Origin of the sequence: Calothrix sp. NIES-2098, assembly GCF_963875125.1 — a bacterium.
Taxonomy (GTDB): domain Bacteria; phylum Cyanobacteriota; class Cyanobacteriia; order Cyanobacteriales; family Nostocaceae; genus Aulosira.
The window spans coordinates 6,661,404-6,674,781 of sequence record NZ_CAWNKJ010000001.1 but is presented as its reverse complement, the minus strand read 5'-3'; the positions used below and the strand labels follow the sequence as shown (position 1 = coordinate 6,674,781).

The window sequence follows — 13,378 nt, the reverse complement described above, 5'->3', positions numbered from 1 at the left end:
TTAAATACACAAATATAGACGCTACTATAATTCAATTTCGTAGTAAGGCAAGGGGTTTTGACCTGCACCCATAAGCCAACGGGCATCAGGTTTCCAAGTACCATTGGGTTCTTCTCGGCGACGGGTTTGAACTGTTAATTTGTTACCTTCCAATTTCAGAAGATTGTATTGCAGTGGATAACCGGGAACCCACTCGCCTATTGGTGCGCCAAAAGTTCCAGCACAGACAATATCTAGTTTGCGACCGCTGGTACTAACGTCGTAGCGGTAAAAACTGTTCTCGGCTTTGTGAATGTGACCGTGAAGCGCAAAGCGAAAGCCGGATTGTGCTAGCCTTTCCATAAAGCCAGCATCTTTAATGCGGTCTTCAAAGGGACTGTTAACAGGGTGATGCCAAACTCCTATTTTTAGTAAATTTCGATATGCGGGATTTTGGCGAATCTGTTTGAGAGCATTGGAAATAGCACGAGGATGAATGCTGGCACGATTTCTGTAATGGTGGTCAAGTTGCCAAGCAGAATTTAAACCTACTATCAGCAAGTTTTGTTCGGGGAAGTGGTGCAAAATTGCTTGCTCTTCGTATGCTAAAGGATAGGGTTCGCCTTTGATATCCTGATAAAACTGGCTGAAGTTGGCAAAGCGCTGTTTGTATTTTTCTAGATCTAGAACTTCAATATATTCGCCTTTATCAATAATATGATTTTCATCTAAGGGGCCTGTATATTCTTTGCGTCGTTGCAGAGTATATGCTTGTTCTGCCAGTCTCCAGTTGAGGTCATGGTTCCCAGGAACAATCACTATCTGCTGTGGTTGCAGTTGAAATTCTTGGCAGAGGTCATTGAGAAATTGTTTCGCACCACAGTATTCTTCCAGGTTAGATTTCTTAGCGATATCACCAGAAAGAATTAAAGCATCAAGAGTTTCACACTTGAGTTCCCAATGCAAGTCTTCTGCTAAGGTGTCGTACCAGTTATAAGCATCATCTGTACTACCAAAATGCAGGTCAGAGAGGTGGAGAATGTTTGTCAAGGAGAAGGAAATAGACGGTTGAGCTAAAGTACTAAAAGTATTCTCAACAGCCTGTGATTGATGTCCTTGTGTCAGATTTTTATCTAGTTCTGCAATTAATCGGGTGATTTTATCTCGTTCTGCCTCTGCTTGTTCAATTTCTTTATCTAACTGGAAAATAACTAAAGGATTAGCCTCAATAATTTTTTTCTTACGTAAGTAAAGTATCTTTTCTTCTGCTAAATCAAGCAGGTTCAGCAGTTCATTCCTGCGATCGCTATGTGGATCTTGACTAGAGGACATCAGTTACCTCCTCACCCTTTCACTAACTTTTATGAGCTATTAATCGGAAGAATATTTTCTCTAACTCCACCCAAACAAACATTAAGCCACTAAACCCAAGACAAACAGCTAATTGTGTACCATCTAGCAAGTGAGTTCCAAAGAAACTTCGCAAGGGTGGAATGTAAATTAGCATCATCTGCAAAATTGTCATCAAAACCACAGTTCCTAAGAGATATATGTTAGAGAAGGGATTTATTTCTATGGCTAGTCGGTTATTTGAGCGCATAGCTATGGCATGACCCATTTGGGCAATACACAGAGTAGTAAATACCATTGTCTTCCAAGCCTCAGGATCGCCTTGATACCCAGGTGCATGAGTATAACTGTAAGCCCACGTCATTAAACTAATTGTAATCACCGCAAAGATAATCCCAATGCGGATGATATAGGAACCCAACCCCCTAGCAAAAATACTTTCACGAGGGCTGAAAGGTGGACGCCTCATCACATCTGACTCAGGGGGTTCCACAGATAATCCTAGGGCTGGTACACCATCTATTACCAAGTTCATCCAAAGAATTTGTAAAGGTGTGAGGGGAACGCCTGCCAAACCGATTAAAGGTGCAGCAGTGATGACGAGCACCATCCCAATATGAAATGCTAGGATAAACTTGACGCAACGCCGAATATTAGTATAAAAAACACGCCCTTCCTTAATGGCAGGGACAATATTAGCAAAATTATCATCGAGTAAGATCGTGTCGCTGGCTTCTTTACTCACATCTGTGCCAGTGATGCCCATTGCAATACCGATATCAGCCTGTCTAAGAGCTGGGGCATCATTAACGCCATCACCAGTCATGGCTACAAATTTGCCGCGACGTTGCAGGGCTTGCACAATTCGCAGTTTGTGTTCTGGAAGAACTTGAGCGTAAATACTCACTAAGTCAACATTTTGCTCTAGGTCTTGGTCGCTCATGCGCTGTAATTCTTGACCTGTGAGGATGCGCTCGCCTTCAGCCGCAATACCTAGATCGGTTGCGATCGCTCTTGCTGTTAATTGATAGTCACCTGTAATCATAATCGGTCGAATGCCTGCTTCTCGACATTCTTGTACTGCCGCCCTGACTTCTGGACGAGGTGCATCCAGCATTCCCACTAATCCCAGCCAGATCAGTTCTTGCTCGGATGTTTCAGCTGAACTTTCTGGGGGAATTTCTCTAAGCGGTTTATAGGCAAAACCCAGTATACGTAAACCCTGAATCGCCATTCGGTTATTTTCTGCCAGGATTGTATACCTTTGTTCTGAGGTCAAAGGAACTGAGCTATTGTTTAACAGAATATGAGTGCAACGTACTAAAATCAATTCTGGTAAGCCTTTGGTAAAAATTAAATAATTTCTCGCATTACCTAAAGGCAAAACCCCAGTTTCAATTGCCTCGCTCACACAAATCACGCTCATCCGCCTGCGTTCTGGGGAAAAAGGAAATTCTGCTACTCGGCTCAGCTGACTTTTATACCGATCTTGTTCAATTCCAGCTTTAGCCGCTAGTGCGAGCAATGCTCCCTCTGTCGGATCTCCCAAAATCTGCCATTGACCTTTTTCTTGTTCCAGAACCGAGTCATTACAAACTATACAAGCAACGAATAAAGCTTGTAATTCTGGATAATCTAGTGGTTCAATTACATTCCCTTCTAGTTGAAATTCGCCAACGGGGATATAACCTTCCCCAGCAACTTGGAACGAGTGGTTATTTGTATAAACTGATGTAACCAGCATCTTGTTCTGTGTCATTGTGCCAGTTTTCCCAGAACAGATAGTACTCACGAAACCGAGAGTTTCCACCACCGACAATTTGCGAATCAAAGCATTGCGGCGTACCATACGTTGAGTTCCCAATGCCAAGCTGACAGTGATGACTGCGGGTAGTCCGACGGGAACTGCCCAAAATGCGATCGCGAGAGCAACTGCTAAAAGTTCTTGTAAGTTACTCAAACCTCTGGCCTGAACGATACCGCCGATAACTACGATCGCTACGAGAATCAAAGAACCCGTGACTTGGACGTTACCTATTTGAGTCATCCGCTGTTGTAACGGGGTTGGTTCACTCTCCACCGATTGCAATATGGTGGCCATCTTGCCTAGTTCCGTGTGCATCCCGGTGTTGGTAACTAAGACTTTAGCCCGTCCTTGAATGACTTCGGTTCCGAAAAATACCATATTGACGCGATCGCCTAATGGTGTTTCTTCTGGCAATTGCAATGTTGCTTGTTTATTCACAGCTTCAGCTTCACCAGTCAGTGCCGATTCCCTTATTTGTAAATTAGATTGTTCAATTAAGCGCCCATCTGCACCTACCTGCATTCCAGCTTCCAGCAGCATTACATCTCCTGGGACTAATTCTTTGGCTGCGATCTCTAGCAGTTTGCGATCGCGGATGACTCGCACTAAAGGAGAGGTGAGTTTTTTCAAGGCTGCGAAAGCTTTTTCGGCACGGCTTTCTTGCACATAGCCGAGGATGCCATTAATGATGACAACGGACAAAATAGCGATCGTATCTTTGAATGGCATATTACCAGGCTTTAAGTTGCCTCCTTGCCAAGCCACAAAGTCTAAAACCCCAGAAACGATCGCTATAGCAATCAGCATCAATAACATGATGTTCTTGAACTGATCCAAAAGAATCTCCCAAGCGCTGCGGCCGCTGTTCTCTTCCAGTTCGTTGGGGCCGTATTTTTGCAAACGCTTTTCGACTTCTTGGAGTGATAAACCTGTGTCTGCGTTACTATCAAGCAGTTCTAGGGCTTGCTCGATTTCTAAACTATGCCAAACCGCAGCACCTTCTCTATTTTTCAGCCCTTGAGGTTTGGCGCTAGGAACTAGCTTAGAGGGGATATATAAAACTACTTCAGCAACTTGTGCTTGTTTTTCTTGCCCCAGTACTTTATCAAATTCAGCTGTTGCACCTTCCCAGTCACCACGAGCCAGCTTTGCTCTTCCACGGGCATAATTTTGCAACCGTTGAAAATCTGCAAACTCTCCTAGAGGTTCGGCAAATGTGTCTACCAACGATGCTAAACGGATGACCTCGACTCGATCCTCTAAATTTGTGCCAGAGAGGACTAACGCCAGTTCGCGAAATGTTTGTGTAGGTTTTTGATATGCTAAAGCTTGCCAGCTTTGAACGCGAGCAAATTCACGAATATCAGGATCGTCACTATGAAGTTGCTGTTGAATATAGTCCAGCAAGAAATCAGACAAATCTTGAATCCGCTGTTGCCCAAATCTTTCATCTACCTTTAATTGAGCCAGCAGCAGATTTTTGACTGCTAAATCTATTTCATATAATTCATAGCCAACGCGATCGCATAAGCCAGAAAGCAACAGATCTGACACAGCAATCCAAGGAATGTTGAGCAGTTTACCGCGTACATCTCTTTGAAAATTAGCCCATAAGCGGTATAGCAGATCGGGCGTAAGTGCTAAGGGAAAAGCAGCGTGATAGGCTAGGTATAAATGTGCTTTGCCAAAACGGTTTTCAAAAGATTTAATCAGTTTTTTGGCTTTTTTTTCTTTTCTTTCGGAAATTGATGCCTCCGAACTGCTCATACTGCGGCATTATCCCTTTGAATATTTAAAGCGTCCTCTTAACACATCAATTGTATTCTGTAAACCTCTGCGGCTGATTTCAAACATCGGTACATAATCGGCAATTTTTCCCGCCGTTGTCCCAGACCACCGCGCTTTCGGTACGGGATTAAGCCAAGCGATATAACGAACTTTTCGCTTTAGCTGATTTAAAAATTGAATCGTCAATTCTATTCTTTCTGGATTAAAACCTCCACGCGCCGAACCTGCATCGCTAAAAATCAATACTCCTGTTTGCGCCGATGGAAGATTGCCAATAATCTCATTGATTAATTTAGCTTCTAAATGAGATGGATCGTGGTAGAGATATTCCACAGGACAATTATGGAAATAGTAGATTTCAGCACTGCCCAAACGTCCACCCTGTAAGGCAGTTTCTTTGAGTCGCTGGGATAGCATATGAAAAGGCACCATAGAGCCATCCCGATCTATGAGTAACAGCACTTCGCTTTTGTTAACATAGCGCGGCTGGAACACAAGCTCTAGAAAAAATCTTTGGCGTCCAATCTGGTTGATTGTAGCTTCTATATCTAACTCTGTAGGAGATCCTTCACGAACTCGACGCCGCAAGTAGCGCCAGCTTTGTTTCATTTGCCGATGTGTCACTGGTAAGTAGTCAGTGGCTAGCATAAAGCGATCGCTACGCATCTCGTTATCAATGCTTGTAGCTTGTTGCACTAGTTGCGCTATATGCACTTCATCTGGCAAATTTTGTGTCAATGGTAAAAGTTCAGCTGGAGTAGTTTGGCTGGGAATTTGTTCTGGTACGGAATCAGGACGAGTGGCTACTAGCAATTCATCTTTCATCTGTTGTGTCAATGATGGAGATGTCGTGGAAGGATTCTTGTCTTTAATGGATTTTGGCAATGATGTTGCAGCGCTACTAGACCGATTTTGGGGATTCAGTTTCGTTAACCATCTCAAAAATCCATATCCAGCACTCAGAACTACGACGATGAATAGTAAGCTCGAAACAATCGGATCTATTGGGTTTCCGCCTACATTGACTGTTGGTGTTGGAGTCGGGTTAATTGTTCCATCTGAAGCATCTTTCTCCTCTTTGACAGTGGATGTGATTCCGAGAATGATTCCCACCTCTAAAATCCCTAGTACTGCGTAGCGAGACATTTGAGCAATTTGGCGCTGCTTGCGATCGCCTGTAACTTGCTGGCTATCTTCTGAGCTAGGAATAGTTGGTGTTTGCGAAGGTATGGGAATATTTGCATTGGCCATCACTTTTTGAAAGTGATAGTTAAACAAATGCATTTCCTCAGGTGATTTGATCCACAAAGTCTGACACAAGCGTTTTAAGGCATTCTGGTCAGTAATACCAAAGCCAGCCTGTAAAGCTTTCAGCAATAACTGATATTCATTAATGCCAAGTGGTAAGCCTGCTTCGCGCAATTGGTTGAACAGATCGAGCAGAGGTAATTCATTCGCTTCCACGGATTTGTCTCAGATAACGCATATGATCGTCCCAACTTTTCAGCAAGACGCTCATATATGGCAGCTTACCATCCAGTTTTTGCAAAACCTCATCCTGGGGATAGCGTTGCAGAACCCGAAACCAGTCAATTAATTCACTGGTGCTCACTTGTTTGCCAGCTTCTCCTTTCATTTGCTCGCGCAATTCCTGAAAGCGGTTGATAGACTTATTTACTAAAGCCGCTGGTGCTTCCGAAAAATGAGCTTTGAGAATGTCTACTAACTGGTGGCTATTGGGAAACTCAATGTAGTAAAACAAACATCGCCGTAAGAACGCATCCGGTAAGTCTTTCTCATCATTGCTAGTAATAAATACTATTGGCGGTGTTTTTGCTTGAATTTCTTGTCCCGTTTCCTCAACAATAAACCGTTGCTCATCTAGTTCCAATAGCAAATCATTGGGAAAGTCAATGTCTGCTTTATCAATTTCGTCAATCAACACTACTGTCCGCTGGTTGTTGAGGAAAGCCCGTCCTACGGGGCCCCATTGCACATAATTAGCGGGATTACTAATGCGTGGAATCTCTTCATCTTTAATTGTGCGGCCTGCGGCAACGAGTTGTGCATCCCGTAAGCGGCTGACAGCATCATATATGTAAAGACCATCCTTGGCTTTACTAGTAGACTTGATGTACCAGGCTTCAAAGGGTAGACCGAGTTCGTAAGCTACCGCACGAGCTAATCTTGTCTTACCACATCCCGGTTCTCCCTTAAGCAGCAGAGGTCGTTCCAAGTAAATAGCTAGGTTAACAGCCTCTACCAATTCTTCATTTGGTAAATAGGGATACAAAATTTGTCCCTTCCAATCTCGTTCTCCTGGCTGGGGCTGCGCCTTGCCTGTATATTCAAATTGGCGATTATTCATAGTGTTAACCATTTATCTTTTTCTGTATACCACTCACAACCGCAGATTCCACAAATTGCTTCTAGTGCTTCTTCAGGAATGCCATTCTCGCTTTCCTCCAGAATTTCCTTAACAGGATCTTGCATATTAGTAATTTTATTAGTGACTTCAAGGTTACATAGCTCAAAATCGGTTTCAAGCGTCCGAATCCAATCAGTCAAAATGCGATCGCAAAATGGATTTATCTGCGGCAGTTTGATAGGTTTTTTGGGTTGCCATGTCGGCTCGATTTTTTCTACAAAAATGGTATCTTCAGTGCCCACATCGCCTTGATAATCTACCAAAAACATTAGTAACTTGAAATTATTTACTGGCGATAAATTTTCTAATGCTCTGTTTGCCAATGGCAACCAAAAATTATTGAGTAATTCAGGTAAATAAGATTCTGGCATAAAGTCTATATCATGGAAAACGATGATTAGATGCTGAGTTTTCCAAAACTGATATGCTTTTTCCAGTATGTTTGGCAGGGATTTTTGTGGCAATGGCAGACCCAACCAACCACCTAATTCCCGCCAGAGAGTATTAATATCATTTTTACGGCTTATGCGCCGAAGTTCAATTGGTATTTCTTTGGGTTTTTTACCACCGTAGCTGAGATACTGCTTGACTAATCGATTCAATAACCAACGTTGTCCATAATCTGGCAAACCTTGTATCAGGAAAGCTCCTATGGACTCTGTTTTGAGAAATTGTGCAAAGGAGAATAGTTGATCTTGGTAATTCAATCTCAACAATACATTATATAATTCATGACTATTATTTGTTCTGGCTAAATTTTCTCTTTCGGCTTCGGCTTCTTGAATCTCTTTATCTAGCTGAAAAAGTATTAAAGGGCTAGCCTCTGTTATTTTTTTCTGGCGTAAGAACAATATTTTTTCATCTATCAAATCGAGCAATTTTTGCAGTTCATCTTGTTGGTTCATGTCAATCTTGACATAGGAGCGAGTGACTAGTTTGTGTTTATAAATTGTTACAGTAGTTATTTAACTTGTATAAATCCCAAACTAAAACAGGTTTTTAGAACTTTGCTGTTAAAAACCTGTGGATGTAATTAAAAAGGTAAAGCTAGTTAGACTGAATTATGAATTAGAGTGTATTCTTTTACAAGTTTTTTGGCATCAAGTATTAATAAATATTAAATCGAGTTGTCTAGAAAATTAGTATGATACCAAATTGGATCGATAATATTTTTTGAGTTTTTTGAAGTAGTTTTTGCTAACTAACGATTATCCCGAATTCCAACTTAGTATCAACTTAGTATCCTTTTTAAGGATGAAAATAATTGTAGATTTCTTGAGCCAAACGCGGCCCAATGCTGGGAACTTCAGCTAGTTGTGCGGGTGTAGCTTGGCGAATATAATCAACAGAGCGAAAATGTCCTAAAAGCAGCTTTTGGCGATGGTGTCCTAAGCCAGGAATTTCATCTAAACGCGATCGCTTTAATTTATCGCTGCGTTGTTGGCGATGGAAACTTACAGCAAAGCGATGGGCTTCATCGCGCAATCTTCGCAATAACTGCACTCCTGGTTGTTCTGCATCGGTTTCTAAAGGTAGAGATTCTCCCGGTAAAAAAATCTCTTCTCGTCGCTTCGCCAAACTGACTACTCGCAAGTCTTCTAATAAGTTCATTTCTTGTAAAATGGCGACAACCGATGATAACTGTCCTTTACCACCATCAATCATCACTAAATCCGGCCAGTCGGGATTACCCGATCGCTGCAATTGCGGATCTTCGATATACTTGCGAAACCGACGCTGAATCACTTCCGCAAGACTGGCGAAATCATCTGAATGTCCGGCTGTAACCGTAGGATTTTTAATTTTGTAGTGGCGATAGTACTGTTTGGCGGGTAAGCCATCGATAAATACTACTTGAGAAGCAACTGCATTCGACCCCTGAATGTGGGAAATATCGTAACCTTCGATGCGGTGGGGTAAGTCTGGTAAATCAACAATTGCAGCTAAATCTTGCATTGCTTGTTGGTTGCGATCGCCCAATTTTTGCATTCTTTGCAATTCATACTGGGCATTGCGCTCTACCATCTCAATTAATTCTGCCTTAGTTTGGCGTTGCGGAGCTAGAATCGTCACTTTTCTACCTTTACGCTGAGTTAAAACATCTGCCAATATTTCCGCTTCTGGTAACTCATGCTGTACCAAAATTTCGATGGGAATTTCCACTGAGTCAGCAGTTTGGTAGTGTTCTTCTAAAACTCGTTGTAAAATAGCTCCTGGTTCAGCGTGCGCATCCGCTACAAATGCCAAGCGTCCGACCAATTGCCCAGCACGAATTTGAAATAATTGAATGTAAGCAAGTTGTTCGTCTGCGGCTAAGGCGATCGCATCCCGCGACACTGTATCATCTGGTAAGGATACTTTTTGCTGTGCTGTGAGCGATTTTAACCCAGCTATTTGGTCGCGAATCCGTGCGGCTGACTCAAAATTCAACGCTTCGGCAGATTTCTCCATCTGCTGCGTCAAAATATCAATCAGTTCTTGAGTGCGACCTTGAAATACCATCGCCACCTTTTGCACGGTTTTACGGTATTCTTCCGGTGTAATTAGCTGTTGACACACGCCCGGACAGCGCCCCAAATCATAATTTAAACAAGGACGGTCTTTAAACAGTGGTTGCGGTCGTTGACGCAGCGCAAAAATCCGCTTCGATATGCGTAATATCTCGCGCAATAGACCTGCATCTGTATATGGCCCGTAAAACTTATCCTTTTCCTTCCCTAGTTGGCGTTTGCGGGTGATAAAAATCCGGGGATAGTCTTCTGACCAAGTGATGCAAACATAGGGATATTTCTTGTCATCCTTCAGCAGCACATTAAAATATGGCTGGTGCTGCTTGATCAAATTAGCTTCCAGCGCCAAGGCTTCTGCTTCAGTATCGGTGACAATAAATTCAATTTCTGCCACCTGCTTTACCATTGTGGCAATACGTTCGCTTTTGTTGTACCCGTCGCGGAAATAGGAACGCACCCGCGATCGCAACTTCCGCGATTTACCTATATAGATAATGCGATCGCTCACATCCCGCATAAAATAAACACCTGGTTCCGGCGGAATTTCAGCTAGACGGCTTTCCAAGCGTTCGGTATCTTTAACCAGTGTTTGAACAGATTTTGTCACGACTCAAGTTAGGTAAATTTACAAATCCACCTAATTTCTATTTTAAAGAAAATATATGGTAATCCGAGTTGATTCCTGAAATTGCTTGTTTAGTCTGTCGCAAAATCACGACAGAATTTAACAGATAGTAAATTTACTTATCTACTATCTGGTATCGTCTTTTAATCGTAAAAATTTTAACTTTGACCGACTGACTGCCTAAACTTTAGGGAATAGGCCATAGCCAACAGTCAAAGTTATGAGATTTCTCATCAGGGATATAACTGAAATTCTAACTAACATCAGTTATTGCATATTAGTGAATCTCGATATCTTTATGTTTTATACTCAGCTTGCAAATATTCTTTATCAAGAAGCAAGTTTTTCTTCAATTGTTAAGATCAGCTCTTTGAGATTCACAGGTTTTACAAAGTAGCGACAAGCCCCTAAACTCATCGCTCGCTCTTGATCGTCTCTGAAAGCAAATGCTGAAACTACGATAATTGGTATTTTTGATAATACTTGGTGATGCTTGATTTTTTCTAGCAATGAATAACCATCAATGTCCGGTAATTTTAAGTCTAGTAATATTAGCTCTGGTTGGAATTTCTCCACTATTGAGAATAAAGCAGAGCCTACCGATAGACTTTGAACGTTGAATCCACAGTAACTGAGATAGTCACTCAGCAACATTCGATTAACATCATTATCCTCAATTAGCAAAATTCGTCTATTTTGTTGCGACTTTAATCGCTGATTTATAGAGAGTAATTGTGCTGTCATTGTTAGCTATAATCTGATATAAAATTCAAAAATTATTGTCCAAAACTCAACCAAAACTCCCTAGCCGAACTTAGAAAAATAGCAAATTTGCTAAATGCAACGCAGGTTAAACTTTAATAAATAAAGTGTAGCTGCTGTTTACTGATGCTTCATAATATTATCCCTAAAATCGGGCTTAACGAAAAAGTTAATATTTTCTTTAGCTAATTTTTTATGAGTTTGTGGTATTAAATAATTGGCTAATTTTCCAATATTCTTGCCTTGTCCCCATACTATTTTAGATGAAGCATTGCTTGTATGCTGGGATTTTGTAAATATATCTGTCGTATTTTTTAATTATCCCCATTCATCTGAAATAGCCATCATGAACTGCGTACACCAACGCTATCTCGTGGGTTTACCGATGTTCGCAGCTGGTGTTCGCATAGTTCAAATGCATTAGTTTAGGAAATATGCTCCTAAAGAAATTCAGCAATTCTCTCAACAGCAGTTTCTAAAATAGGTGGTTCGTGTACTAAGGCAAAGCGAACATATCCTTCACCAGATTTGCCAAAACCAGCACCAGGGGAAGCCGCTACTCCGGTCTTTTCTACTAGCTGAGTACAAAATTCTCTAGAATTCTGGCTCCAAGCAGGGGGTAACTGCGCCCAGATATACATTGTGGCTTTGGGAGTGGGAACGTGCCAACCAATGCGGTGTAAAGCAGTAATAAATGTATCGCGACGTTGGCGGAAGGTAGCAACAGCTTTTTCCACGCCTGTTTGGGGGCCGCTCAAGGCCGCGATCGCCCCATTTAAAATTCCCCGATACTGATTAAAATCCACAGCCGCTTTTACCTGACGTAGCGCTCGAATTAATTCAGCATTACCAATGGCATAACCAATGCGGAAGCCACCCATATTGTAGGACTTGGAAAGGGTGAAAAATTCTATAGAGATACTTTTATCGGGGTCAGCTTGCAAAATTGAAGGAACTAGGGATTGGCGATCGCCCCGACTCTCAGCAAATACCAAATCTACATAGGGGAAATCGTGAACTAGAACGATATTATGTTGCTGACAGAAGGCTACAGCTTCTTGAAAGAAAGCTAAAGGCGCGATCGCTGCTGTCGGGTTATGAGGGTAACTTAAGACCATCATCCGCGACTGCGCCAAGACAGGCGCAGGAATATCGCTAAATACAGGTAAAAAATTATTTTCCGCCCGCAGCGCCATTGGATAGATTTGACCGCTAGCTAAGTAAACTCCTCCAGTATGAGAAGGATAGCCAGGATCGAGCAACAAAGCAAAATCTCCAGGGTTGATTATTGCTAGGGGTAAATGCGCTGTACCTTCTTGGGAACCAATTAGCGGTAGTACTTCTGTTTCTGGATCGACTTTAATACCAAATTTTTTTTCGTACCAATTAGCAGCAGCTTGACGAAAGCCGAGAGTACCGTGAAACAGTAAATAACCGTGGGTACTGGGGTCGTAAAGAGACTGAGCGATCGCTTCAATTACATGAGCTTCAGCTGGCAAATCCGAAGACCCCAAAGACAGGTCAATTATCTGTTTACCAGCAGCCAAAGCAGCCGCTTTGGCTCTATCCATATCTGCAAATACATTAGATTGCAGTGGTTGTAAACGCTTTGCAAATTCCATAATCATCAATAGTTAATCGTCAATAGTCAACTTTCAATAGTCACTAGTCAATAGTCAAAAATCTTGGGAATTTGGACTATTAGCTAGCGACTTCGGACTTTAGACTATTAACTAATTGCTATTTAAATGTGTCTCTAACAGGCTGAGTAATTTGTCTTTACCAATAACTCCCTCAGAGGATACCAATAGTTCCTGACCTTTTATTAGCCTGAGGGCAGGTACGCCTTCCACTTGGTATTGCTTAACCGTGAGTGGGTTGGGGTCAATTTCTATTTTAACGACTTTGAGGCGATCGCTGTACGTATTGGCAGCAAAATTTATCAGTGGTGACATGAGTTGACAAGGCCCACACCAGGAAGCCCAAAAGTAAACCAATACTGGCAGATCGGCTGTCAAAACTTCGGTTTCAAACTCAGCATCAGTTATGGTGATTACACCTTTACTCATTGCAGTCTCCATCAGGTGGCATCGATCAAAGTTGGCACACAAAATACTCTATCCCAATCT

Annotated in this window: 9 protein-coding genes; all 9 read right to left on the bottom strand. The window is 42.1% G+C overall.

Features of this window, described 5'->3' with window-relative positions; translation table 11 throughout:
* Positions 1–24 precede the first annotated feature (24 nt).
* The 9 genes from AACU33_RS27905 to AACU33_RS27865 all read right to left on the bottom strand — a co-directional run bounded on the left by AACU33_RS27905 (position 25) and on the right by AACU33_RS27865 (position 13,318).
* Positions 25–1,311: a metallophosphoesterase family protein gene (locus AACU33_RS27905; RefSeq protein WP_096592928.1), complete on the bottom strand. Its 1,287-nt coding sequence runs from the start codon at positions 1,309–1,311 to the stop codon at positions 25–27.
* Between the two features lie 22 nt (positions 1,312–1,333).
* Positions 1,334–4,150 carry a cation-translocating P-type ATPase gene (locus AACU33_RS27900; RefSeq protein WP_339376524.1) on the bottom strand — a complete coding sequence of 939 codons (2,817 nt, stop codon included), beginning with the start codon at positions 4,148–4,150 and terminating at the stop codon, positions 1,334–1,336.
* Positions 4,151–4,912: 762 nt separating this feature from the next.
* On the bottom strand, positions 4,913–6,388 hold the full coding sequence (locus tag AACU33_RS27895) for a hypothetical protein (protein WP_096592923.1): 1,476 nt from the start codon (positions 6,386–6,388) through the stop codon (positions 4,913–4,915).
* Positions 6,375–7,292, bottom strand: coding sequence for an AAA family ATPase (locus tag AACU33_RS27890; RefSeq protein ID WP_445291768.1), 918 nt, complete (start codon positions 7,290–7,292; stop codon positions 6,375–6,377). The genes AACU33_RS27895 and AACU33_RS27890 overlap by 14 nt, the downstream gene beginning before the upstream one ends.
* Positions 7,289–8,257, bottom strand: coding sequence for a hypothetical protein (locus AACU33_RS27885; RefSeq protein WP_096592917.1), 969 nt, complete (start codon positions 8,255–8,257; stop codon positions 7,289–7,291). Before AACU33_RS27885 ends, AACU33_RS27890 begins: the two co-directional genes overlap by 4 nt.
* A 343-nt stretch (positions 8,258–8,600) precedes the next feature.
* Complete coding sequence (uvrC, locus tag AACU33_RS27880) at positions 8,601–10,469, bottom strand: excinuclease ABC subunit UvrC (protein WP_096592915.1); 1,869 nt, start codon at positions 10,467–10,469, stop codon at positions 8,601–8,603.
* Positions 10,470–10,817: 348 nt separating this feature from the next.
* Positions 10,818–11,231, bottom strand: a complete 414-nt coding sequence (locus AACU33_RS27875) for a response regulator (protein ID WP_096592912.1) — start codon at positions 11,229–11,231, stop codon at positions 10,818–10,820.
* A 458-nt stretch (positions 11,232–11,689) separates the two neighbouring features.
* Positions 11,690–12,871 carry an LL-diaminopimelate aminotransferase gene (locus tag AACU33_RS27870; protein ID WP_096592909.1) on the bottom strand — a complete coding sequence of 394 codons (1,182 nt, stop codon included), beginning with the start codon at positions 12,869–12,871 and terminating at the stop codon, positions 11,690–11,692.
* Positions 12,872–12,982: 111 nt separating this feature from the next.
* Positions 12,983–13,318 (bottom strand): thioredoxin family protein, encoded by a 336-nt coding sequence (locus AACU33_RS27865; protein ID WP_096592907.1) that lies wholly within the window; start codon positions 13,316–13,318, stop codon positions 12,983–12,985.
* Positions 13,319–13,378: the final 60 nt, after the last annotated feature.